The sequence below is a fragment of the Thalassolituus sp. genome, assembly GCF_034111725.1.
Classification (GTDB): domain Bacteria; phylum Pseudomonadota; class Gammaproteobacteria; order Pseudomonadales; family Oceanobacteraceae; genus Thalassolituus.
The window spans coordinates 1-23,419 of sequence record NZ_JAWUWR010000051.1 but is presented as its reverse complement, the minus strand read 5'-3'; the positions used below and the strand labels follow the sequence as shown (position 1 = coordinate 23,419).

The following is a 23,419-nucleotide window of genomic DNA, read 5'->3' as shown; positions in this document are numbered from 1 at the left end:
TTCATGCAGAGCGTGATTGTGAATAAGAAAAGGGTTGGACAAAAAATAGCTACCTTGGTAATCGTGCTGGCTATTACCGGTTGTAGCAAGATTACTTCGATCACTGAACAAGCGAAAGAGACTGCTGAGAATGAGCCGTTAGCACCTAGTCTGCAAGCTAGCATGAGTATCAACCCTTGGTATCAATCTGCTGAGAATTCGTTGCAGAGCGACCTCACTAAGTTTCAAACCATTCACAATGAAGTGGGTAGTGCCAAAAACGTTATCTTGTTTATCGGTGATGGTATGAGTATCGCGACCATTACAGCAGCGCGTATTTTGGATGGTCAGCTGCGAGGTGAAAGTGGCGAAGAAAATCAATTAAGTTTTGAAAAATTACCATTTACAGGATTTTCTAAAACCTACAACGTCGATGCGCAAACCCCCGACTCCGCTGGCACTATGACAGCAATGATGTCGGGCGTTAAAACCGACGCTGGTATAATTGGCTTGAGTGAAGAGGTGAGTCGGGGCGATTGTGCTAGTAGCAAGGGGACTGAGGTCATCTCTGCGCTCGAACTGGCTGAAATCGCAGGTATGGGGACGGGCATCGTTACGACTGCACGTTTAACGCATGCTACTCCTGCCGCAACCTATGCTCATAGCCCTGATCGCGACTGGGAAGATGTGTCGGATATGCCTACCGAGGCGATTGCTCAAGGGTGTGTCGATATTGCCGATCAATTTGTGCATTTTAAAGAGCGTATTCAACAAGAGTATGGCGTCAGTGTTGATGGCATTGATGTCGCTATGGGTGGTGGACGACGTCACTTTCTGCCGAAAGATGCTGCATTTAATTCGCCTGATGCCGTAAGTGCTATTGAAGGTGATCGTACGGACAATCGCGATCTAATTGCTGAATGGAAAAAGCTATATCCCTATGGTCAATATGTTATGGATCAGACTGGGTTTGAGTCGCTCACTAAAGCTGCACAATTACCAGTACTAGGCTTGTTCAATGAATCGCATATGCGCTACGAAATGGATCGTAAAAAGGATATTTCAGGTGAGCCATCGCTTAGTGAGATGACAGCTAAAGCGATTCAGTTGTTAGAGGCAAAGGATAAAGGGTATTTTTTAATGGTTGAAGCGGGTCGTATTGATCACGGCCATCATGCAGGAAGTGCCTTTAATGCTTTGCATGAATCCATTGAACTTAGCCAAGCGGTGGCTAGAGCTCAAGCATCTACAAATCCGAATGAAACCTTGATTATTGTGACGTCGGACCATAGCCATGTTTTTACCATGGCCGGTTACCCAAAGCGTGGTAATCCGATTTTAGGTAAAGTTGTTTCTGTCAGTAGTGATCAAGAAGCACTGGCTTTGGATAATATGCCTTATACCACGCTTGGATATGCTAATGGGCGTGGCTTTAAAGATCTAGGTGACGAAACAGATGCTGATCTAGCTTATGAGCATCCTATTGATCAGGGGCGTAAGGATCTAAATTCTATCAATACCCAAGCACCGGGATATCACCAAGAAACCTTAATTCCTTTAGAGTCGGAGACTCACTCTGGTGAAGATGTCGGTATTTTTGCGACTGGTCCGGGCGCACACTTAGTGAGTGGCGTTCATGAGCAAAATGTCATTTTTCATATTATGAATTACGTCGCTAACTTAACGGGTAAAGCGACGTCGACGCTGCCTAAAAAATAGCATTTAAATATAGTTATAAAAAAGCCCTGCAATGCAGGGCTTTTTATTTAGATACGATTTTTTAGCTAGAGACTATTTCGTAACAAGGTTTGTAATTACCTTTTATCTTCATTCTTCCATGCTCTACCATGGCCCTGAGTAGTCGATCCATTCCTTCTAGTATGTCCCGATCACCAGTGATCTGATATGGCCCGTGCTCTCGTACTCGACTCACGCCATCGGCTTTCACATTGCCGGCTACAATGCCAGAAAATGCACGTCTTAAATTCGCAGCGAGTTCGTGGCTCGGTAACGTATGGTTGAGGGCTAATGACTGCATGGCTTCATGAGTCGGATCAAACGGATGTTGAAATTCATCTTGAATGGTCAGTGCCCAATTATAGAAAAAAGCATCATTGTGCTCACGTCTGAACGTCTCGACTTCATGAATCCCAGCTTTCATTCGGCGAGCGACCTTTTCTTCATCGGCTATGATTATTTCATAACGCTGCTGCGCATCTTTACCGAGAGTTTCACCAATAAAGCGATCAATATCGTATAAATATTCCTCCGCTTCTTTTGGCCCTGTAATAATTAGGGGAAACGGTATTCTCGCGTTATCAGGGTGAGACAATACTCCGAGTAAATAAAGGAGCTCTTCTGCAGTGCCCGGGCCGCCGGGGAATATAACGATGCCATGGGCTAAACGAATAAAAGCCTCTAGGCGCTTTTCGATATCTGGAAGAATCACGAGTTGATTCACAATAGGGTTGGGCGCTTCTGCTGCGATAATGCCCGGCTCAGTAATACCAATATAGCGTCCGTCGCGGATGTGTTGTTTTGCATGGCCGATGGTTGCACCTTTCATCGGCCCTTTCATAGCACCCGGGCCACAACCAGTACCAATATCCATACCACGTAGGCCTAACTGGTAACCAACGTCTTTGGTGTATTTATATTCGTGCGGTGCAATCGAATGGCCACCCCAGCAAACTACCAAGTTTGGTTGCATGTCGGGTTGTAAAATATTGGCATTTCTTAGAATGTGAAAAACAGCATTAGTGATGTCTTCGCTGTTATTAAGGTTAAAACGGTGAGCTTTTAAAATCGATTCATCGACGTATAAAATATCGCGTAACACCGAAAATAATTGTTCACGCACGCCGCGGATAATTTCGTTATCGACAAAAGCACTAGCGGGAGCACCAGTAAGTCGTAAGATGATGCCACGGTCTTCTTGGTCGACGACAATATTAAAGTCTTTATATTCTTTCTCTAGTTCTAAATAATCATCATTTAGGCTACCTGCGCTCAATACAGCATAAGAACAGCGTCGCAATAATTCATGAGTGCGGCTACTTACATCTTTAAGTTGCTGGATTTCGTAACGTGAGAGTACGCGTAGGTGGGTCTTTGGGTGAATCAGTTCGTAGTGTCTTGCCATATAGTACTCCTATGCCCACAGTTCCATGGGGCCGTAATGGCTTAATAACCGCAACAGATCAGTGCGGGTAATGATGCCTGTCAACTGATGTTGACGGTTGATCACCGGCAGAGCGCCGAGATCATGTTGATATAAAATTTTTGCTGTTTGGCGTATATCGGTGTTTTCTAATATGCAGTAAACCGGATGCATAGCATGCTGCAAAATATTATTGCCAATGGCTTTAGGTGTTTCGATAAGCGTTGCCATAATGTCACGGTCGAAAACAATTGCATGGATCGCATGGTGTTCGTCGATGACGGGGAGATGTCGATATCCGCTTTCTTTTATGGCTAGCCATGCATCGCCGACGGTGGCCGTTGTGCTTAAGGTTTTAAGTTCGGTTGCCATGATGTCGGTAGCATAAGCAACAATCTGAGGCTCATGCTCAGTGTGTTCTTGGTAGTCGTGAATGGCCTGCTGAGAGTTTTGCGAAGGCGATTTTAGATTCGAGTGTATCTTAGCAACAGCTTGAGTTGCTGGTGTTGCTTTGATTTGCAACGAAGGGGCTGACACGGGCGTTTCAATGCGCCGTCCCATGTCAAAAACATACAATCCCATAGACGTTTGGTACGATCCTTTTCCGCCACAGTTGCATTGACTATAGCAGTGCGACAGTTAAGTGTCATGCACCCGAATACGACATTGCTGCCGATTATAGGTGCTGAACGATTAGGAGTGTTGATCGAGTAAGGTTAACCGATCAAGAATATTATCGGTGTAGCGCATGACTAAAAAGGGCACTAGCTTAGCGTCTGTATTGGTGGCCGCTGTTTGAATAAATATCCATTGGCTCTGAATTTTCGAGAGTAAAGCTTGGGCTTCGTCTGACGTTGCTTGGCTTTTCATATCGACTAAACCACGATCAAATTGTTTACAAAGGGCTGCGAGATCAATTTGATCTGTGGTTAGGGGAGCACCGATAGAAGATGCGGCCCGTTCTATATAGCGTTCTACGACCGAGATCATAAGATTCTTTTGATTGCGGCTCCATTGTTCGTATTCAGAAGGTTTTGTTTCTGAATTTTGTCTCAAATTTTCTCCCAGTCTTTCTAGCTCATTAAGCATGGCGCGCTGCGCTTCGCGCATCAGAGTTACAACCTGCAATTCAGGGTAATTACTTTCTTGGATTTCATTTAGGTTTTGCTTCAAATAACTGTCAAACGTTATCCAACGCTGTTGGATGTTTTGTTTATACGGTAGATAGGAGCCATCCAATTGATTGCTAATGTGCTCATGCAGTACTTCTACTTCACTACGACGCTGGCTAAGTTCGGCAATGCGCTGGGTATTTCCTTCATCAGCTTGGACGTGGTAATACTTCAGCAATAGCATTTTGACGTCGACTGACAATTGAAAGACACTGCGTTCGAGCTCAGAATTGTTGGCATAAGCTGGTAGGCTAACAAACAAGGTGAGGAGCAGGGATCTTAGGAGTAACATAGGTCCATCTCTGTTTTTTGAAATATTTATTAAAAGCTGACGAGAGTTCACCACTAACTGTCTCAGACTGCAAGGGCCAGCTCGGCCTTAATTACGTATTTGGAAGGTTATGGAACGAGTCTACCGTTTAACAATATCCTGTCCTGACAGGGTTGGCATTGTGGCCAAAGTCGGTCAGTTTTTCTCCGCGCATGGTGGATGGATTGTGGAAGCAAACCACTACTCAGATCCAGTGACTAGTCGGTTTTTTATGCGTCATTGCATTCGTGCGGATTCATTGCCATTTGATCTTGAAGCCCTGAAAGAAAGCTTTGCGCCGATTGCGGATGAGTTCGGGATGAGCTGGCAGGTGAGTGATTCGGGTGCGCCAAAGAAAGTAATTCTAATGGCAAGTAAACAGAGCCATTGCCTTGTTGATTTGTTGCACCGCTGGCATAGCAAAGAACTCAATTGCGATATTCCGTGTGTTATTTCTAATCATGACGATTTACGTTCCTTAGTTGAGTGGCATGGGATCCCGTTTTTTCACGTACCAGTGGATAAAGACAATAAAGCGGAACATTTTCGTCGCGTAAATGCCATTGTTGAAGAGCACGCAGCAGATACAATTGTACTTGCACGCTACATGCAGATTATTCCCCCTGAGTTGTGCACGAAATATGTAGGCCAAGTGATCAATATTCATCACAGCTTTTTACCGTCGTTTGTAGGCGCCAAGCCATACCATCAAGCGGCTGAGCGTGGTGTTAAATTAATCGGAGCGACCTGTCATTACGTCACTCAGGAGCTTGATGCTGGGCCTATTATTGATCAGGACGTTATTCGCATTAGCCATAACGATACTGTTGAAGATATGGTGCGCTTGGGTAAAGACGTAGAGAAATCTGTGTTGGCTCGCGGAGTGCGCAGTCACTTAGAAGATCGCGTTTTACTGCATGGTAATAAAACCATCGTATTTTAATCAGATTTTATTTTGCATAAAAAACCGGCAATTGCCGGTTTTTTATGCATGAATTAAGGCCAAGTTTGACCTTAATTCAACGTCTTATAACATTTCGATCGCAACGGCTGTTGCTTCGCCGCCACCGATGCACAAAGCTGCTACTCCTTTTGTACCACCGGTGTTTTTCAATGCATTCATTAGTGTCACGATCAAACGTGAACCGGTTGAGCCAACAGGGTGCCCTTGAGCGCAAGCGCCGCCGTAGATGTTCACTTTTTCGGCATCAAGACCTAGCGCATCAATCGGCATCATCGCAACCATAGCGAATGCTTCGTTGATCTCATAAAGGTCAACTTCTTGGCTATTCCAGCCAGCCTTAGCCAACACGGTTTCAATCGCGCCGCATGGAGCAATGGTAAACTCAGATGGGTGCTGTGATTGCGTTGCATGAGCGACGATACGAGCAATAGGTTTAACCCCTTTTGCTTGGGCAACAGATTCACGCATCAACAATAAGGCAGAGGCACCGTCAGAAATTGATGAAGCGTTGGCGGCGGTAATGGTACCGTCTTTACGGAAGGCAGGACGTAAGCTTGGGATTTTGTCGATGTTCGCGTTAAACGGCTGTTCGTCTTGGCTGACAACTGTTTCACCTTTACGAGTAGTCACGGTTACAGAAACGATTTCAGCAGCGTTTAAGCCTGACTCGATGGCAGCTTTGGCGCGTGTCAGTGAACGAATAGCATAATCATCCATTTGTTTGCGGGTATAGCCTTTGCTATCGGCAGTTTCTTGAGCGAAAGCCCCCATGAGCTTGCCGGTTTCAGCATCTTCTAAGCCGTCTAAAAACATGTGATCTTTTGCTTGGTCGCCATGCCCCATGCGGTAGCCAGTGCGCGCGTTTTCTAAGATGTAAGGTGCGTTGGACATTGATTCCATGCCGCCTGCGACAGCGACATCAACCGAACCTGCTTTGATGGCGTCGTGGGCAATCATGGTGGCTTTCATGCCCGAGCCGCACAGCTTGTTGATGGTGGTTGCACCAGTTGCATCCGATAATCCGGCTTTACGCATTGCTTGGCGCGCTGGACCTTGTTTGAGCCCTGCTGGCAGTACGTTCCCCATGATCACTTCTTGCACGTCAGCAGGCTGAATGCCAGCGCGCTTAATAATTTCTGCGATGGCTATAGCACCTAGATCGGTTGCACTAACGGCGCTAAGGCTGCCTTGAAAGCCGCCCATCGGTGTGCGCGCACCGGCAACGATAACTACGGAATCCTGATTCGACATGAGAGTCTCCTGCAAACACTGAGTAATAAACGGCGTCCATTCTAGTGGAAGGGATAGGTAAATCACAGTCCGAAAGCGGGTGTCGGGTTTGTCACCTTTCAATATCTCAACTATGTTTGATTACGATCAGATACAAAATGAGCTGTGCTTACGCAAGGAATCATACTTTCGAGTGATGAGGGTGCGTGTCTGCCAGATTATAGTCGGTAGCATGTCCGTATGTGGATCGTCCATGTACACGATGTTTACCGATAACCATAAAAACTCATACAGGTAGCAATATGGTGAAGAAGACTCTCCTCAGTCTGGCCGTTGCAGCAGCGACCGCAGGACTGGCCGGTTGTAATATTAGTAGCGTGGAAGGTGATAATAACAAGATAGACCTTTCTCCAGTAACAGCCGGAAGTGCAGGATCAACGCCAAATAGCGTTGCCCCAATTTTCTCTGCAGGTAGCCGTAAGCTGCCACTTAACATTGATTTGCTGTTTGCTGATGCATCGACTTCCGATGGTACGGCGAATACTGCAGATACAACGCCACCAGTGACGACAGCGATCAACAAGCTTGATGGTTTCTCTAATACTGCGGCGTTCTACGTCAACTTTAACGCTGCGTTAGCTCCTGAAAGCGTTATTGCCGGCCAGACTGTATTTTTGATCAAACTGAAAAATGCTCAAGACAACGCTGCTATCGATGCGTTAGACATCACTTCGATTATTGCGAATGGCGGCGCATCTCCAGTGGCTTCTGACCAACCAGTTGGTGGTACTGATTATGACGCTCGCTATATCACCTTAGATGGTGGCGCAACGCACGCAATTCAGATTTTGCCGAAAACGCCTTTAGATCCAAAAACTAAGTACATCGTTGCGATGACGAACAGTATTACATCCGCGAGCGGTGAAGCGGTAACAGGATCGGCAGAATACGAATTATTAAGTGGCTCTTTACAGTTGCCGTCTGCTGCGTTGGCTCCGGTTCGTGCCGCTGTTAAAGGTTGGGAACAAATTGCGGGCGGCTTCCTTGCCGTGGCAACAAGCAATGCAGTTACTCAAGACGATGTGGTACTGAGCTATGCCTTTACTACCGGTGGTACGGTTGATGTTCTTAACGCAATGGCTGCTCCGGCAACCTTCTTAACAACACAGATCACCACGGTTGATGCAGCTGAAGCGGCGATTACTGCGAGTGTGGTAGCGACTGTTCTCGGTGGTGGTGGCGATCAAGCGACGGCGGATGCTACTGCAGCCGGAACGCTCGACACTATTGCCCAAGGTGTCGCGTTACAAATCAACGCTGCTACGATGGCTGGTTTGCCAATCGACAGCACCACTCGTACTGTTTTGAAATCTAGCAGTACTTTAAGCCCTAGCTACTATAAAGGTCTGATTACTGTTATTGCTGATGGCAGTGGTGCAGGCATCGACTCTATCGTTGATCGCCCACAATCCCGCACATATGCGCCGATTATATCAGCTCCAACGACGCCAGTTGCTGTTCCTTACGACACGCTACTGACCGCTCAGTTAACGCCAATAGTAGCGGCAGCGATTGAAGCTCAAGTGCGTGCAAACCCAGCATTGGATGGCGCTGATGAAGCGACTATTCAGGCGGCTGTCGATGCTCAATTGGCTTCGGATCTCAGCTCGACTGTCGCTGCACAAGTTGCAGCCTTATCGTCTGGTGGCAATATTTTCCAAGGTGCCTTAGAGATCCCATCGTTTTTAGCTGATTCCGAAGCTGGTGTTACTGACGCTAGTTTAGGTAGCTGGACGGGTAGCAATGATGCTGCGATTGCTTTGGGACTCGATGGTGCTCCGGAAGACGTTAACGGTTCTTTCAACGTTACTTATCGGTTCCCTTTTGCTGACAAAGTGGGCGACTCTGTAATTCCGGTTATGGTGACTATGCCTGATGCTAGCTGTGATCCAGACGGCGCAGGTCCAGCCTCTGGTAAGCCTGCTGACGGTTGGCCGGTTGTGATTTACCAGCACGGTATCACGGTTGATCGCACGGCTGGCGTATTAGTCGGTAATGCATTGGCTGGTCAGTGTATTGCTATGGTTGCGATTGACCATGTTATGCACGGTGTTGCTCCACTCGATAATGAAAGCGAAGCGAACTCAGTGCGCTTGTTCAACGTTGAGCAAGTCGCGGCAGCTGACGTGTCAACCAATAGCCCATTTGCTGCGGCACGTGCGGGGTGGGTGACTGCGGTTGGTGCCGAAAATGCTCCTGAATTGGCAGCACTGAAAGAACGTCACAATAACGTGGCAAAAGCTGCTGATAGCTCGAATATTGCTATGGTCTTTAACGGTGCTTTAGACGCTAATGGTGATCCAGTAACAGCGGATTCTGTCGGGTCTTCTGGAGAGCTATACATCAACTTGCAGAACTTCTCGCGTTTGCGTGATGGTATGCGTCAAACCGTTCTCGATATGATGAACCTGAACGCATCGATTGGTGATATGGATGTTAATGCTGATGGCACTGCAGATGATTTAGATCCTGCGAACGTCTATTTTATCGGTCATTCACTGGGCGGCATCATTGGTACGACTTTCTTAGCGGTGAATAACGATGCTTCAGTGCAAGCCTACAACTCTGATTTACCATTGGTTAAAGCCGCTGCTTTAGGTAATCCAGGTGGTGGTGTTGTTAAGTTACTTGAAAACTCGCCAACCATTGGTGCGCGAGTGTTAGGTGGTTTGGCAGCTTCTGGTATTGCTCAGGGTTCAACCAGTATCGAGTCGTTCTTTAGTGTCTTGCAGGCGTCTATTGATTCTGTTGATCCGATTAACTTCGCATCGAATCTAGAAACGCTTCCGGTTCTTGTATACGAAGACGTTGGTATCGAGGGTGACGCTGATGAATTATCTGATCAGGTGGTTCCTAACAATGCGCTAACTCCAGTCTTAGATACATCTAAATCGTATCTAGCCGGTACAGATCCACTAGTAACTGAAATGGGTATTACGACCTTTGTAACGCAGGAAACTGCCGTTGAAGGTGGTGCGATTAACATGGATCCACAGTACTACTTCCCGAATGCCGCGAATGACTCGATTGTACGCGCCAATGTTCGCATTGCTCAGGGTACACACAGCACTTTCTCTTCTGCTGATCCGCAGGATGTGTTTGCTGAAACCTTCCAACAAATTATTACTTTCTTTGATCCATATGGCGCAACCCAGCTTTTAGGTTTGCCAGGCGATCAGAAAGGGTTTGTTGTTGAAGACACATCTGTTCTCGAAACATCTAATTAAGCCTTGCGGAGTATAAAAAGATGACAAGCAAAGCTATGTATAAAGTATTTAAGAAAGCCCCATTAGCACTGGCATTGACCAGCGCAATGGGCGCCGCTCATGCGGTTGAATTTAACTTTGGCGATTTCAGCGCCCAGCTTGATAACACCATCAGTTACGGTATTGCGTGGCGTGTAGAAGATCGAGATAAAGATCAGATCATGCCAGCCAACGGCAGTGATTTTGGTTTTACTGGTCAAGGTTCTTCGTACAACTATGACGATGGTACGTTGAACTACAGTCAGGGCGATGTTTATACTCATGTTTTGAAGTTCTCATCAGACCTTGAGTTGAACTACAAAAACTATGGTGGTTTCTTCCGTGGTCGTGCGTATTACGATGCGGCTTTGATGGATCAGGATACGGATTTCAAGCCAATTAACGATGCTGGCAAGAATGCAGCGGGTAAAGGTGCCGAGTTATTAGATGCTTATGTGTGGGCCGACTATGATCTTGGCGATACGCCAGTAACATTCCGTTTAGGTCGTCAGGTTTTGAGTTGGGGTGAGAGTACCTTTATTCAGGGCGGCATTAACAGTATCAACCCAGTGGATGCGTCTGCTTTCCGTAAGCCGGGCGCTGAAGTTAAAGAAGGTTTGCTACCCGTTAGTATGGCCTATACCTCTATCGGTATTACCAGCGATGTAACGTTAGAAGCCTTTTATCAACTTGAGTGGGAAAAGACGCGTACTGACCCTTGCGGTACTTTCTTTTCTACCGTTGATTTCATAGCAGATGGATGCGCGCCAGTTATTCTTGGTGGCATCGCGGATGAACGCGATATGTTAGCGTTCCGCCAAGCTGAAATTGATGCGGGTGTGCCTTTATCATCTCGTGTGTCTCCTGTTACTGAGCGCTTGCCTGATGATCAGCCGAAAGACTCTGGTCAGTTTGGTGCTGCCTTACGCTGGTACTCCGAAGCACTGGGTGATACGGAATTTGGCTTGTACTATATGAATATTCATAGCCGTACCCCGTTCATCAACGGTGCTGTCACGAACTATGACTCTACCGGGACGATCACAGGTACAACAGGTGCGCAGGTTAACACCAACGCTACTTACGACACTTACCGTCCGTTGTATCAAATTGCTTACCCAGAAGACATCCAGATTATGGGTGTGAGTTTTGCGCGTAGCACTGAAAGCGGTATGTCTATCGGTGGTGAAATCAGTTACAAGCCAGATGCGCCACTTCAGTGGAACGCCTTTGAGTTAATCCTTTCTGGTAACGGTGCGCCATACAGCCGCTTGTACCAACAGCGTGCTGAAGAAGGTGGTTCTGCATCTGATCTTTACGGCGAAATTGCTAAGGGCTATGACGAAATTGATATTTGGCAGGCGCAAACCACCATTATCAAATTCTTCGATCGTGCCTTCGGTGCAGACCGTATTTCATTGGTTGCCGAATTTGGTTTGAACTTTATTCCTGATTTACCAGATACAGATGATGCGCGTTATGGTCGTTCTGGTGCTTATGGTATCGGTAATAACGATGGCGTTTGGGATTTGGGTGGCGACACCAATTTCTGTACAGACGGCGGTTCTGCTGCAAACGTCAATACAAGCAACTGTTCTGACGATGGTTATGTGACCAAGTTATCCGGCGGTATCCGTTTACGTGGTGGTATGGACTTCAACAACGCATTTGCTGGCGTCAACATGTCTCCGAATATGTCGGTTGCCTTTGATAAAGGTAATGGTCCTGAACCCGGTTCTCAGTTCATTGATGATCGTTTGACTGTTGGCCTAGGTGTGTCGTTTGTGTACCTAAACCAAACGTCTGTTGATGTGTCTTACACCAACTTCTCTGGTGGTAAGTACAACCAACTTAAAGACCGCGACAACATTAGTCTGTCAGCTAAATATTCATTCTGAGTGTGTTGATCAGATCCGATTTACAGAGGTTTATTATGTTTAAACAACAAGCAAAAATATGGGGCGGCGCTGTAGCGCTGTCCCTGATGATCGCCGGCGCTAATGCAGGTGTTCCCGCGGAGCAAGCCGCAAAGTTGGGTGGCGATGAGTTCACTCCAATGGGTGCAATCAAAAAAGCGGAAGGTAATATTCCTGCGTGGTTAGGTGGTATTCCTGTTGGTAAGGGTGGATTGGATGCGAAGGGTAAAATTACTAACCCATTTCCTGAAGATAAGCCTAAGTTTGTGATTACCGCAGCAAACTACAAAGATTATTCAGCGAATTTAACTGATGGTCAGAAAGCGATGTTTGCTAAGTATCCAGATACTTACAAAATGCCAGTGTATGAAACTCGCCGCACCTCAGGTTATCCTGAGGCTATTTACGCAGCGACAAAGGTCAATGCGACTGAAACTGTATTGTTGGATGACGGTAATGGCTTGAGCAACTTCGTAGAAGGCGCTCCTTTCCCATTCCCACAAAGCGGTGTTGAAGTGGTATGGAACCATATCACCCGTTATCGCGGCGGCAGTGTTGCTCGTGTAGTTGGTCAAGCTACTCCGCAAGTTAATGGTGATTTCACCGTCGTGCGCTTTCAAGATGAGTTCACGTTCCGCAATAAACTGACGGATTACGATCCCAATGTTGATGCCAACGTTTTGTTCTACTTTAAGCAAGACGTGCTATCACCAGCTCGTTTAGCGGGTAACGTACTATTGGTTCACGAAACTCTCGACCAAGTAAAAGAGCCTCGTAAAGCATGGGTTTATAACGCGGGTCAGCGTCGTGTACGTCGTGCTCCTCAGGTTGCTTATGACGGACCAGGTACAGCATCAGATGGTTTACGTACAGCGGACAACTTCGATATGTTCAACGGTTCTCCAGATCGGTATGACTGGCAACTAGATGGCAAAATGGAAGTGTATATCCCGTATAACTCTTACGCTTTGAAAGACGGTAAGTTGAAAGATAGCGATATCGTAAAACCAGGTCATATTAACCAAGATCTAACTCGCTACGAATTGCATCGTGTGTGGAAAGTGACTGCAACCCTAAAAGAAGGAAAGCGTCATATCTATGCTAAGCGCGTATTCTACTTCGATGAAGATACATGGCAGGCGACTGAGATTGACCACTACGACGGTCGTGGTTCTTTATGGCGCGTTGCTGAATCTCATAACGTAATGTACTACGATCAAAACGTGCCTTGGTATTCCGTTGAAACCTTGTATGATTTAACCTCTGGTCGCTACCTAGTACTCGGCTTAGATAGCGAAGAACACGGTGGTTACGAGTATAACTTCAAGCGTTCGCAGGCAGATTACACGCCAGCAGCCTTGCGTCGTGAAGGTGTTCGTTAACACGCTCTCGACAGAATAAAAAAGGGCCGAAAGGCCCTTTTTTATTGTGACTTATTTATGTAATTACATGCTAATCAGCGAATTGGACCAGTATTAAAAATTTAATACGGCACTTAGTTGAATAACACTGGATGAATCTTTATTCAGGTACTCACCACGCAGAGCAACGCGATCAGATGGGTGGAAGCCCATGCCTGCGCCCATCAATATGCCATCGTCGTCCCCGAAATCTAAACCAAGACGAGCCAATACCGAGACTTTGGGGCTGATTTCAGGTAAGCGTTTTTCTCCAACCGCAGCAACCCAGATACCGTTAATTTCATTATTTCTACCATCGAAAAATTCATCGGTTTGGCTGTAGCCAATTTCTAAGCTGGTATCGATATCAGGCATGTCGTCGTTTAACTTATAGCCAAGGAATAAGCCAAAACCGGGAGCGTCGACGCTACCATCGCCAAAGGCAGAATCCACCATGTTATGGCTTAGTGTACCGCCAATATAGAGATTATTGGCCAGGTCTGAAGACGTTTGCTCTTCGGCCATCACAAGAGAACTGGTCGTTAAGACAGTGATAAGTGCAAGGGTCTTTTTCATGATAAATCCTTATTTAATTGCAGAAATTCTGTATCAATAAACAGAAATAGAAAGCGGTTCTTCTTGCAATGCGGCTAGTTGCTCGCGCAGTGATAAAAGGTGTTCAGACCAAAACCTGTGCCCTTCGAACCAAGGGAAGGCAATAGGAAATGCGGGGTCATCCCAGCGCTGCGATAGCCAAGCTGCGTAACGTACAATTCGCACGGTGCGCAAAGACTCAATTAAGCGCAGCTCGTGGTTAGGGAATGGTCGAAACATTTCATAGCCTTCACTAATGACCATTAATTGCTGGCGTTGTTCCGCACGATCACCACTAAGCAACATCCAAATATCCTGCATCGCAGGGCCTTGAATGCAATCATCGAAGTCGACCATGTGTAAAACATCTTCACGCAGTAATAAATTTCCTGTGTGTAAGTCACCGTGTAGCCGTAACGTTTTAAGTTTATCAGCCGGATATTGCTGGTCGATGTGGGCTAGTAAATCTCGAATTAATGATTCATAAGCGGGACGAAAGTCATCGGGCATTAAGCCGCATTTAAGTACTTGTTCTGCGGCGAGGCGAATGTCGTCACCTCCGCGAATAGTCGCGCGTTCGGCGAACGGCTTGCGGCTACCAATGTTGTGTAGGCGCCCAAGCCAACGTCCTAATAATTCTAAGTCGTCTTCGTTGCTTAATTCTGGCGCATGTCCGCCGCGGCGAGGAAATAACGCAAAATAAAAGCCATCAAACTCAAAGACACTTTCGCCACCATGCAAAATAGGAGCAACCACAGGAAGCTCTTCGCGTTCGAGTTCGAATAAAAACTGATGTTCCTCAGCAATCGCTGCGCGACTCCAGCGCCCAGGCCGGTAGAACTTGGCAATTAGTGGCAGTTGGTCTTCGATACCAACTTGGTAGACGCGATTTTCGTAACTATTTAAAGCTAAGATGCGAGCATCGCAGAGATAACCAAGTGAATCGACGGCGTCCATAACACGTTCGGGTGTTAACGTGGCGTACGGATGAGACGACATAATGTTACCTCTATTAAAAGAGCGCCATTATGCCTGTTCTATGCTCAAGCAGACAGCGCTGTTAGCCGACATTATTTGTTGTTTGGTAATGTTCTTGCCAAGCACCAAATTCCCACTAGTCGGGCACCTTGATGGAGCAGGTGAGTCGCGGCGAGATCCGCTGTTGCGCCAGTGGTCATCACGTCGTCGATAATTACGACGTGTTTGTTAGTTAGATTTTTGCTCCCCGCTAATAATCGGGATTTAAGTTGAGTTCGTCGCTGCTGCGCGCTCAATCCACGCTGATCTTTCCCGTATTTTTTTTGCAGACATCCTTCAATAATGGGGATATCAAACTCGCGGCTAAGTTTACGCGCGATTAATTCACTAACATTGAAGCCGCGCCGGGCTAAGCGCCAGCGGTCACTGGGTATGTATACTAGGGCATCAATGCTATCGAGACTATTGGGCGGATTGTCTATCATCCAGCGAATGAAATATTTGAGCCAAAAGCCATTATGTTTGTCTTTGCAGTTTCGAATCCAGTCGCTGAGTGGTGCTTGGTAATGAAAATTACAGTGGCTGTAGTGATAAGTCGGTGGGTGCTGTTGGCACTTGCCGCAACGTCCGGGCTGGGTTGTTGGTTCACTACATTGCGCGCAACACAATCCTTGTTTGGGCAGGGCGTCGCGGCATTCGTTGCAGATGATTCCTTCTTCTGGTGCAGACGCTAAGCAGTAGAGGCAGACGCTAGTCTGCTTTAATGCTTGATTAAAAAACAACCAGTTGTTAGCGATAAATCTTGATCTAGTTGACCAATTCATGAGTATCTTTATCATCCGTGGTAGTGATACAGCATTTAGTTTTAAGAGGTTACACCATGGCGCATGCAGCTGAGAATACCCACGATATCCGTCATGACTGGACGGTGGCAGAAGTTGAACAACTGCTAATGCTTCCTTTTAATGATCTGCTGTTCCGTGCCCAGACGACTCATCGCCAATACTTTGATCCCAATGCCGTTCAAGTAAGCACCTTGTTGTCGATTAAAACCGGTGCTTGCCCAGAAGATTGTGCTTATTGCCCGCAGAGCGCGCGCTACGATACCAAGCTTGAGAAAGAAAAGCTGATGGAGGTCGAAGCGGTTATTGAAAAAGCAAAAGCGGCTAAGGCTGCAGGCTCTGATCGTTTTTGTATGGGTGCGGCTTGGCGTTCGCCACGCGAGAAAGACATGCCCTATGTGATCGCAATGGTGAAGGGCGTCAAAGAGCTTGGCTTAGAAACCTGTATGACGCTCGGTATGTTGGACAATCAAAAAGCCGACGCGTTGGCTGAAGCAGGGTTGGATTATTACAATCATAACCTTGATACCTCGCCTGAGTATTACGGCGAAATTATTACCACGCGGACTTATTCTGATCGCTTGAATACTTTAGCTAACGTCCGCAATGCCGGAATGAAGGTGTGTTCTGGTGGCATCTTGGGTATGGGAGAGACTCACCGAGATCGCGCTGGTTTGCTGGTGCAGTTAGCGAATCTACCGGCCCATCCGGACTCAGTACCAATTAATCAATTGGTTAAGGTTGCTGGCACGCCATTGGAAAACGAAGGTGATTTAGATCCACTCGACTTCATTCGCACGATCGCTGCTGCACGTATAATGATGCCTAAATCCCATGTGCGTTTGAGTGCTGGGCGTGAAGAAATGAGCGAAGAAATGCAGGCCATGTGTTTCTTTGCGGGTGCCAATTCGATCTTTTATGGTGAGTGCCTACTTACTACGCCAAACCCAGCAGCAAACAAAGACCAAGCCTTGTTCCGTAAATTGGGTATTAACTCCGACCATAAAGTCACTCAAGCCCCGCAAGAGTTGGAAGAGATCTTGGTTCAACCGGCAGCCGTAAGCGCGGACAAAGAGCTTTTCTATAACGCATCAGCTGTCTAATATGACAAATGCGTCTAAACGCTATCTAGCCTTGGCTTTTGGGTAGCGTTTAAATTCAATGTTGGTTAAATTGTATACAGATACATCAACATCCCGAGGTGCATATGAATATCGGGTCAACTACTGGTTCTGCGTTTACAACAGCATCTTATGGCGTTAGCCAAGGTTCTGACCAAGTACAACGTGCCGCGCAAACGGTTGCAGATGCAACTACCCAACGTCCTGTTGAAGGAACTGGCAATTTAGCCTCGGCCATGACTGACATGAAGCAAGGTCAGCAAGCCGTCGATGCCAATGCGAAAGTAATGCAAGCGTCAGATCAACAGTTGGGCACACTTATTGACACATTGGCCTAGCTGGTCGAGCGTGAGATTTTAGCATGCAAATTTCAGTCGGTGTTTCCGGTTCGTCAACACCTTCCGGTTCCTTGGTCGGCGCTGTATCGTATTCTATTGATCCTTCACTTCGTCCCTCGCTGACGGGTAAGCCTGCCACCAATGAAAGCCTATATTCTCCAGATATCGTTGCCATCGGTTCTGTCGCTTCGTCGGAAGAAGGCGCTTTTGTATTTGGTAAGCGCAAAGAATCTGATACCTATTCGCTTTCACCGAAACCTAAACCGGTTGATAGCGAAGATGTAGCAGCGGAAGTAAGCTCCGAAAGAAATTCTGAGACATCCTTAGAGGAGGCTGTACTCGCCGAACTGAATCAGTTGCGCCAACGAGATCTTGAGGTGCGTTCGCATGAACAAGCCCACGCGAGTGTTGGTGGTGAGTTGGCAGGGGCCGCCTCCTTTACTTTTGAACAAGGACCAGACGGTGCGCGCTATGCGGTTGCCGGTGAAGTATCTATCGATGTATCACAAGTTAGCGGCAACCCTGAAGCAACCTTAGCTAAGATGCAACAAGTGCGCAGAGCAGCGTTAGCGCCCGCTGAGCCATCGGCTCAAGATCGACGTGTGGCAGCGATGGCGACTCAGCGCATGGCGGAGGCTCGTAGCGAGTTAGTCCAACAGCAGCAAGATTTACTTAATCTAGAACAATCTAAAAAGTCGGATCAGCAGACCTCATTAGATGCAGAATTGAAAGCGGCGAAGAAAACGCAAAAAGAAGCTGAGAGTGGCGGTGATGACGAGCAGGAACGCATTAGTGCCGCCGAACGCTTTGCTGAGTTTAATGTAAAATTACGCCGTATAAACGAGACTTTACTGCGCATTACTCAGCCCCCAGCTGTGCAAGCGGGTTCTCTACTTGATGATGAAGCCTGATCCAATTTAGATCGTGATACTGAAACAAAACGATTAAGAAGCCGACGTCAGTCGGTTTTTTTATGGCACGGATCCGTCGCAGGTGGGCTTGACAATTGGTCAATGCGAACGTATGTTTCAAACACTTGTTTGAATCTAGATCAGTTTGACTGATCCAAACCCTAAACAGCAGCCTAGCTGCAAGAACATTACAGGCAACGAGGTCACCCTAATGCCAGATTATAAAGCTCCTCTACGTGAAATTAAGTTCGTAATGGACGAACTATTGGATATGCCTGGTCATTATGCCAGCATTCCTGCTTTTGCAGATGTTGCAACACCAGACATGGTTGATGCGATTCTGACTGAAGGCGCGAAGTTCTGTGAGCAAGAATTGGCTCCGCTGAACCGCATTGGTGATATCGAAGGCTGTACTCGTAACGACGATGGTTCTGTTACGACGCCGGCAGGCTTTAAAGAAGCGTACGCTAAGTTTGTTGAGGGCGGCTGGCCTTCACTGGCTCACGATGTTGAGCACGGCGGTCAGGGTCTACCAGAATCTCTTGGCACTGTTATGTCAGAGATGGTTGGTACTGCTAACTGGTCTTGGGGTATGTACCCAGGTCTATCGCACGGCGCAATGAACACCATTGCATTGCACGGTACTCATGATCAAAAAGAAGCTTACCTGACTAAATTAGTATCAGGTGAGTGGACAGGTACTATGTGTCTAACTGAGTCACATTGTGGTTCTGACCTAGGCATTCTGAAAACTAAAGCCGAAGCAAATGCTGACGGTTCTTACGCAATCACTGGTAGCAAGATCTTTATCTCTGCTGGTGAACACGATATGTCTGGCAACATTGTCCATATCGTGTTGGCTCGCCTTCCAGGTGCACCAGAAGGTACTAAAGGTATTTCTCTATTCATCGTACCTAAGTTCCTACCAAATGAAGACGGTACTCTAGGTGAGCGTAATACGCTGATCTGTGGTTCTATCGAACACAAAATGGGTATCCACGGTAACGCTACTTGCGTTATGAACTTCGACGGTGCTAAAGGCTGGTTGATCGGACCAGAAAACAAAGGTTTGAACTGTATGTTCACCTTTATGAACACCGCTCGTATTGGTACTGCATTGCAAGGTGCAACTGCGTCTGAAGCGTCTTTCCAAGGTGCTTTGGCTTACGCAAAAGACCGTTTGGCTATGCGTTCATTGACGGGTCCTAAGGCGCCTGAAAAAGCGGCTGATCCTATCATTGTTCACCCAGATGTACGTCGTATGTTGTTGACCCAAAAAGCCTTCGCTGAAGGTGGCCGTGCACTTGTGTACTTGGCAGCACAGCAAAACGATATCGTTAACAAAGGCGAAACTGAAGAGCAACGTAAAGAAGCTGATGAACTGTTGGGCTTCTTAACGCCAATTGCTAAAGCATTCCTAACGGAAAGCGGTTTGGAATCAGCTAACTTGGGTATGCAAGTATTCGGTGGCCATGGCTTTATCGCTGAGTGGGGTATGGAGCAGATTGTTCGTGATACTCGTATCTCTACAATCTATGAAGGTACTACCGGTATTCAAGCACTCGACTTGTTAGGCCGTAAGGTTCTGATGACTCAAGGCGGTTCACTGCGTAACTTCACTAAGATGGTTCACAAGTTCTGCCAAGCTGAAGAAGGCAACGAAGAACTTGCTGCTCTTGTTAAGCCATTGGCTGAAGTGAACAAAGAGTGGGGCGATTTGACCATGAAGATTGGTATGACCGCTATGAAGAACCGTGATGAAGTGGGTGCGGCTTCGGTTGATTACCTAATGTACTCTGGTTATGCCGTATTGGGTTACCTATGGGCTCGTATGGCTAAAGTTGCACAAGATGCATTGGCTAACGGCACCACTGAAGAAGACTACTACAAGGCTAAATTAACAACCGCTAAGTTCTACTTCGCGCGTATTTTGCCACGTACTAAAGCACACGCAGCGACTATGCTAGCGGGTGCTGACAGTCTTATGGATCTGGCTGAAGAACACTTCGCGTTCTAATTCTGATCTATTGATAAAGAAAACCGCGCTTTGGCCATAATGCCGGCGCGGTTTTTTACTTTCTTTACTACCCATTCTCTGGATAGTGGTTAAAATAGCGGCCTTTTGAGCTATTCGCTGGACATCTTGACTCGCGACTGGTGGTCGTTAACGACAAAACGAGGTTAAACATGGCAGATTACAAGGCTCCATTGCGCGATATGCGCTTTGTTCTAGACGAAGTATTTGAAGCAGATAAGTTGTGGGCTTCTTTAGCTGGATTGGAAGGTGCGGTTGATATGGAAACCGCGGACGCCATTCTGGGTGAGTGCGGTAAGATCGCGAGCCAAGTGCTGGCACCGATTAATCGCGAAGGTGATGAAGTTGGCTCAACTTGGAAAGACGGCGTTGTAACGGCCGCTCCTGGTTTTAAGGATGCTTATCAAACTTACGTAGATGCTGGCTTGAACGGCTTGGGTGGTAACCCAGAGTTCGGTGGTATGGGCATGCCGAAAACCTTAGTTGGCCAAGTTGAAGAGATGGTTCAAGGCTCAAACATGGCATTCGGTTTAGCACCGATGCTAACCGCTGGCGCTTGCTTATCGTTGAACGCTCATGGTTCGCAAGAACTTAAAGAAAAGTATCTGCCGAATATGTACTCTGGCGTTTGGTCGGGTGCAATGGATTTAACCGAGCCTCATGCTGGTACAGATTTAGGGATTATTCGCACCAAAGCTGAGCCTTCAGCTGACGGTTCGTATTTAGTGTCAGGCACCAAGATTTTTATCACTTGGGGTGAGCATGATATGGCCGAGAACATCATTCACTTGGTGTTGGCTAAATTACCAAACGCGCCTGCTGGTCCAAAAGGAATTTCATTGTTCTTAGTGCCTAAGTTCTTGGTAAATAATGATGGTTCTCTAGGTGAGCGCAATGCTATGTCTTGTGGTTCGATCGAACACAAGATGGGTATCAAAGGTTCTGCTACTTGCGTGATGAACTTTGATGGCGCTAAAGGCTGGCTGGTGGGTGATGAAAACCAAGGTCTAGCATGCATGTTCACTATGATGAACTACGAACGTTTAGGTGTTGGTATCCAAGGTGTTGGTGCAGCAGAAGCGTCATATCAGAATGCGGTTGAATATGCGTTAGATCGTATTCAAAGTCGCGCACCAACAGGTGCTGTTGCTAAGGATAAAGTAGCAGATCCGATTATTGTGCATCCAGATGTGCGTCGTATGCTGATGACCATGCGTTCGTTCAACGAAGGTGGTCGTGCATTTTCGACCTACGTGGCCGGTTGGTTAGATCGTGCTAAATTCTCTGATAATGCAGAAGAGAAAAAACACGCTGATGCTATGTTGGCTTTGTTAACGCCAATTGCTAAAGCATTTTTGACCGACACTTCTTTGGAAGTCGCGATCACGGGTCAGCAAGTATTTGGTGGTCACGGGTTCATTCGTGAATGGGGTCAAGAGCAGTATGTACGTGATATCCGTATTACTCAGATTTATGAAGGCACTAACGGTATTCAAGCATTAGATTTGATGGGACGTAAGATCGTTGGTAATAACGGTGCGTTCTTCAAATTGTTCGAGCAAGATGTTAACGACTTCATTGCTAGTCAGGCTGAAAATGCTGCAGCTGCTGAGTTTATTGAGCCTCTGAAGGCTGCTATGGAAAACCTAGCAGATCTTACTCAGTGGGTTATCGATCAAGCTCAGGGCAATCCAAACGAAATTGGTGCAGCTTCTCTGGAATACTTGCACGTGTTTGGTTATGCCGCATACGCCTTTGTGTGGGCGCGTATGGCTGTTGTCTCTTTGCCTAAAGCAAATGAAGACTTCTACAAAGCTAAGTTGGCAACTGCTCGTTTCTATATCAAGCGTGTATTACCTCGTTACATCGGTTTAAGTGCTGTTGTGAAAGGTGGTTCAGAAAGCCTGTATGAATTAGACGAAGCTTTATTTGTAACGGCGTAAGCGCTGAAGCAATGATGAAAAAGCCGCCTTCGGGCGGTTTTTTTGCTTGTTAGGGCAATTGATCTGAGGATTGGCAGCGGCTGACCATTCTTAGCGGCCACCTAATAAGGTAAACTTGCGACTACATAACACTATGATGGCTGATGTCGATACACATGGAGCGTTTAAGCGAAATGAACAAAGAACTTGATAAGCGGGTAGAGCGATCGCGCCGTCTGCTCATCAATACATTGCTGGAGTTAATGGCAGAGCGTCCTTATTCAAAAATTTCGGTTGCCAATATTTGTGAGCATTCAAGTGTTGCTCGTCCCACGTTCTACCTACATTTTCGCTCCAAAGACGATTTACTACGTTATTACATTGAGCAAATGTTTTTACAATTTGCCGAGCAAATTGATCCAATTCTGACGGCTTCGCCGACGGTTGATCCTGAGATTGCGACGATTATGTTTCGCCAGTGGCAGGAGCATGCAGATTTAGCTCGCTTATTGGTAGCGCCGGATGTCGAAGCGATTTTGCTGAATGAGTTTAAGCGCTATGTTGGCCATGTGATCGATCGTTTTGTTGAAGCTCACAAATTAAAGATCAGCAGCGATAGTAAGATTCATTATGTCGTGGATTTCTTGGCGGGAGCGTCTTTTTCGGTGATCGTGCGTTGGATTCGCGAAGACTTCAGAGAAACGCCTGAAGAATTATCAGCGCTATATGCCGATCTTTCTCGTCCGGGTCTTATTCAGGTGCTAATGAGCGGTAAGCTTTAAGTTTAGTCACTTGTCGATCAGCGGGTGCCTTGCGGCACCCGTCCTCACGTAGTTAACTCAACAGCATCAAATGGGGTTTGTAACTAGCCCTGCGCGACGACTTTTATCAGCACGGCGCTTGTGAATCTTAAATACTTTTCGCTGTTTTATTTTATAAAATGCAAAATCTTCAGGAGTCACAATTGGAATAGCGTCACATTCCCTTTCAAAGTAATCGTCCCAATTGGTTGTTATTATGTCTTGAATCATCCAAAATGGAGCAAGTTCTCTATGAAATCTAGTTGCTCCTCGATAGAGTTCATGAAATTTCAAACAGTAATCGAAACGATTCCTAATCTTTTCAAGAAGCTTTTGCCTTCCATTAACTTTTGTTGAACAAAACCTGCTCATAAGATCAGGGAAAGAAATATCCACTGAGTCTTTGAGTTCAAGATCCTGCATTACATCTTGATACAGGGTC

Annotated in this window: 19 protein-coding genes; 11 read left to right on the top strand and 8 right to left on the bottom strand. The window is 46.6% G+C overall.

Annotated features, from left to right (window positions below):
- The first annotated feature begins 18 nt into the window (after positions 1-18).
- Complete coding sequence (locus tag UXZ23_RS08270) at positions 19-1,698, top strand: alkaline phosphatase (protein WP_320820131.1); 1,680 nt, start codon at positions 19-21, stop codon at positions 1,696-1,698.
- A 61-nt stretch (positions 1,699-1,759) separates the two neighbouring features.
- Here UXZ23_RS08270 and ppnN read toward each other — a convergent pair whose 3' ends face one another.
- From ppnN to UXZ23_RS08255, 3 genes are all read right to left on the bottom strand, one after another.
- Positions 1,760-3,121 carry a nucleotide 5'-monophosphate nucleosidase PpnN gene (gene ppnN, locus UXZ23_RS08265; protein ID WP_320820130.1) on the bottom strand — a complete coding sequence of 454 codons (1,362 nt, stop codon included), beginning with the start codon at positions 3,119-3,121 and terminating at the stop codon, positions 1,760-1,762.
- Between the two features lie 9 nt (positions 3,122-3,130).
- Positions 3,131-3,700, bottom strand: coding sequence for an HPP family protein (locus tag UXZ23_RS08260; RefSeq protein ID WP_320820129.1), 570 nt, complete (start codon positions 3,698-3,700; stop codon positions 3,131-3,133).
- Between the two features lie 132 nt (positions 3,701-3,832).
- Positions 3,833-4,603 (bottom strand): hypothetical protein, encoded by a 771-nt coding sequence (locus tag UXZ23_RS08255; protein ID WP_320820128.1) that lies wholly within the window; start codon positions 4,601-4,603, stop codon positions 3,833-3,835.
- Positions 4,604-4,712: 109 nt separating this feature from the next.
- Between UXZ23_RS08255 and purU the strand changes: the two genes are divergently transcribed.
- On the top strand, positions 4,713-5,564 hold the full coding sequence (gene purU / locus UXZ23_RS08250; RefSeq protein WP_320820127.1) for a formyltetrahydrofolate deformylase: 852 nt from the start codon (positions 4,713-4,715) through the stop codon (positions 5,562-5,564).
- Between the two features lie 84 nt (positions 5,565-5,648).
- On the opposite strand, the gene UXZ23_RS08245 is transcribed toward purU, so the two are convergent.
- Positions 5,649-6,836 carry an acetyl-CoA C-acyltransferase gene (locus UXZ23_RS08245; RefSeq protein WP_320820126.1) on the bottom strand — a complete coding sequence of 396 codons (1,188 nt, stop codon included), beginning with the start codon at positions 6,834-6,836 and terminating at the stop codon, positions 5,649-5,651.
- Positions 6,837-7,117: 281 nt separating this feature from the next.
- On the opposite strand from UXZ23_RS08245, the gene UXZ23_RS08240 reads away from it, so the two are divergent.
- Genes UXZ23_RS08240 through UXZ23_RS08230 form a run of 3 tightly spaced genes read left to right on the top strand, consistent with a single transcriptional unit; the run spans position 7,118 to position 13,418 of the window.
- Positions 7,118-10,102, top strand: a complete 2,985-nt coding sequence (locus UXZ23_RS08240) for a hypothetical protein (protein ID WP_320820125.1) — start codon at positions 7,118-7,120, stop codon at positions 10,100-10,102.
- Positions 10,103-10,122: 20 nt separating this feature from the next.
- On the top strand, positions 10,123-12,018 hold the full coding sequence (locus UXZ23_RS08235; protein WP_320820124.1) for a DUF1302 domain-containing protein: 1,896 nt from the start codon (positions 10,123-10,125) through the stop codon (positions 12,016-12,018).
- Between the two features lie 35 nt (positions 12,019-12,053).
- Positions 12,054-13,418 carry a DUF1329 domain-containing protein gene (locus UXZ23_RS08230; RefSeq protein WP_320820123.1) on the top strand — a complete coding sequence of 455 codons (1,365 nt, stop codon included), beginning with the start codon at positions 12,054-12,056 and terminating at the stop codon, positions 13,416-13,418.
- A gap of 93 nt (positions 13,419-13,511) precedes the next feature.
- Here the strand turns inward: UXZ23_RS08230 and UXZ23_RS08225 are convergent, their stop codons facing one another.
- From UXZ23_RS08225 to UXZ23_RS08215, 3 genes are all read right to left on the bottom strand, one after another.
- The gene (locus UXZ23_RS08225) at positions 13,512-14,012 is read right to left on the bottom strand and encodes an outer membrane beta-barrel protein (RefSeq protein WP_320820122.1); all 501 of its coding nucleotides are present in this window, start codon (positions 14,010-14,012) and stop codon (positions 13,512-13,514) included.
- 33 nt (positions 14,013-14,045) lie between these two features.
- The gene (locus tag UXZ23_RS08220) at positions 14,046-15,029 is read right to left on the bottom strand and encodes a serine/threonine protein kinase (RefSeq protein ID WP_277289548.1); all 984 of its coding nucleotides are present in this window, start codon (positions 15,027-15,029) and stop codon (positions 14,046-14,048) included.
- A gap of 71 nt (positions 15,030-15,100) precedes the next feature.
- Positions 15,101-15,832 (bottom strand): ComF family protein, encoded by a 732-nt coding sequence (locus tag UXZ23_RS08215; protein ID WP_320820121.1) that lies wholly within the window; start codon positions 15,830-15,832, stop codon positions 15,101-15,103.
- A gap of 56 nt (positions 15,833-15,888) precedes the next feature.
- On the opposite strand from UXZ23_RS08215, the gene bioB reads away from it, so the two are divergent.
- The 6 genes from bioB (at position 15,889) to UXZ23_RS08185 (ending at position 22,959) form a co-directional block, all read left to right on the top strand.
- On the top strand, positions 15,889-16,953 hold the full coding sequence (gene bioB, locus UXZ23_RS08210; protein ID WP_320820120.1) for a biotin synthase BioB: 1,065 nt from the start codon (positions 15,889-15,891) through the stop codon (positions 16,951-16,953).
- Positions 16,954-17,057: 104 nt separating this feature from the next.
- The gene (locus UXZ23_RS08205; protein WP_320820119.1) at positions 17,058-17,309 is read left to right on the top strand and encodes a flagellar basal body rod C-terminal domain-containing protein; all 252 of its coding nucleotides are present in this window, start codon (positions 17,058-17,060) and stop codon (positions 17,307-17,309) included.
- Positions 17,310-17,332: 23 nt separating this feature from the next.
- Positions 17,333-18,220 carry a putative metalloprotease CJM1_0395 family protein gene (locus tag UXZ23_RS08200; protein ID WP_320820118.1) on the top strand — a complete coding sequence of 296 codons (888 nt, stop codon included), beginning with the start codon at positions 17,333-17,335 and terminating at the stop codon, positions 18,218-18,220.
- A gap of 211 nt (positions 18,221-18,431) precedes the next feature.
- Positions 18,432-20,237: an acyl-CoA dehydrogenase C-terminal domain-containing protein gene (locus UXZ23_RS08195; RefSeq protein ID WP_320820117.1), complete on the top strand. Its 1,806-nt coding sequence runs from the start codon at positions 18,432-18,434 to the stop codon at positions 20,235-20,237.
- A 170-nt stretch (positions 20,238-20,407) separates the two neighbouring features.
- Positions 20,408-22,198 carry an acyl-CoA dehydrogenase C-terminal domain-containing protein gene (locus UXZ23_RS08190; protein WP_320820116.1) on the top strand — a complete coding sequence of 597 codons (1,791 nt, stop codon included), beginning with the start codon at positions 20,408-20,410 and terminating at the stop codon, positions 22,196-22,198.
- Between the two features lie 143 nt (positions 22,199-22,341).
- Entirely contained in the window at positions 22,342-22,959 is a 618-nt protein-coding gene (locus tag UXZ23_RS08185; RefSeq protein ID WP_320820115.1) for a TetR/AcrR family transcriptional regulator, read from the top strand.
- Positions 22,960-23,025: 66 nt separating this feature from the next.
- On the opposite strand, the gene UXZ23_RS08180 is transcribed toward UXZ23_RS08185, so the two are convergent.
- Positions 23,026-23,419: hypothetical protein (locus UXZ23_RS08180; protein ID WP_320820114.1), on the bottom strand; the 394-nt coding region annotated here is incomplete at its 5' end.

What these genes read in the sequence shown, in the direction of transcription:
- UXZ23_RS08205 (WP_320820119.1), top strand. Translation starts at nt 17,058, where the DNA reads ATGAATATCGGGTCAACTACTGGTTCTGCGTTTACAACAGCATCTTAT.
- UXZ23_RS08190 (WP_320820116.1), top strand. Translation starts at nt 20,408, where the DNA reads ATGGCAGATTACAAGGCTCCATTGCGCGATATGCGCTTTGTTCTAGAC.
- UXZ23_RS08215 (WP_320820121.1), bottom strand. Translation starts at nt 15,832, where the DNA reads ATGAATTGGTCAACTAGATCAAGATTTATCGCTAACAACTGGTTGTTT.
- UXZ23_RS08240 (WP_320820125.1), top strand. Translation starts at nt 7,118, where the DNA reads ATGGTGAAGAAGACTCTCCTCAGTCTGGCCGTTGCAGCAGCGACCGCA.
- UXZ23_RS08230 (WP_320820123.1), top strand. Translation starts at nt 12,054, where the DNA reads ATGTTTAAACAACAAGCAAAAATATGGGGCGGCGCTGTAGCGCTGTCC.
- UXZ23_RS08225 (WP_320820122.1), bottom strand. Translation starts at nt 14,012, where the DNA reads ATGAAAAAGACCCTTGCACTTATCACTGTCTTAACGACCAGTTCTCTT.
- UXZ23_RS08195 (WP_320820117.1), top strand. Translation starts at nt 18,432, where the DNA reads ATGCCAGATTATAAAGCTCCTCTACGTGAAATTAAGTTCGTAATGGAC.
- ppnN (WP_320820130.1), bottom strand. Translation starts at nt 3,121, where the DNA reads ATGGCAAGACACTACGAACTGATTCACCCAAAGACCCACCTACGCGTA.
- UXZ23_RS08245 (WP_320820126.1), bottom strand. Translation starts at nt 6,836, where the DNA reads ATGTCGAATCAGGATTCCGTAGTTATCGTTGCCGGTGCGCGCACACCG.
- purU (WP_320820127.1), top strand. Translation starts at nt 4,713, where the DNA reads ATGGAACGAGTCTACCGTTTAACAATATCCTGTCCTGACAGGGTTGGC.
- UXZ23_RS08185 (WP_320820115.1), top strand. Translation starts at nt 22,342, where the DNA reads ATGTCGATACACATGGAGCGTTTAAGCGAAATGAACAAAGAACTTGAT.
- bioB (WP_320820120.1), top strand. Translation starts at nt 15,889, where the DNA reads ATGGCGCATGCAGCTGAGAATACCCACGATATCCGTCATGACTGGACG.
- UXZ23_RS08235 (WP_320820124.1), top strand. Translation starts at nt 10,123, where the DNA reads ATGACAAGCAAAGCTATGTATAAAGTATTTAAGAAAGCCCCATTAGCA.
- UXZ23_RS08220 (WP_277289548.1), bottom strand. Translation starts at nt 15,029, where the DNA reads ATGTCGTCTCATCCGTACGCCACGTTAACACCCGAACGTGTTATGGAC.
- UXZ23_RS08260 (WP_320820129.1), bottom strand. Translation starts at nt 3,700, where the DNA reads ATGGGACGGCGCATTGAAACGCCCGTGTCAGCCCCTTCGTTGCAAATC.
- UXZ23_RS08255 (WP_320820128.1), bottom strand. Translation starts at nt 4,603, where the DNA reads ATGTTACTCCTAAGATCCCTGCTCCTCACCTTGTTTGTTAGCCTACCA.
- UXZ23_RS08200 (WP_320820118.1), top strand. Translation starts at nt 17,333, where the DNA reads ATGCAAATTTCAGTCGGTGTTTCCGGTTCGTCAACACCTTCCGGTTCC.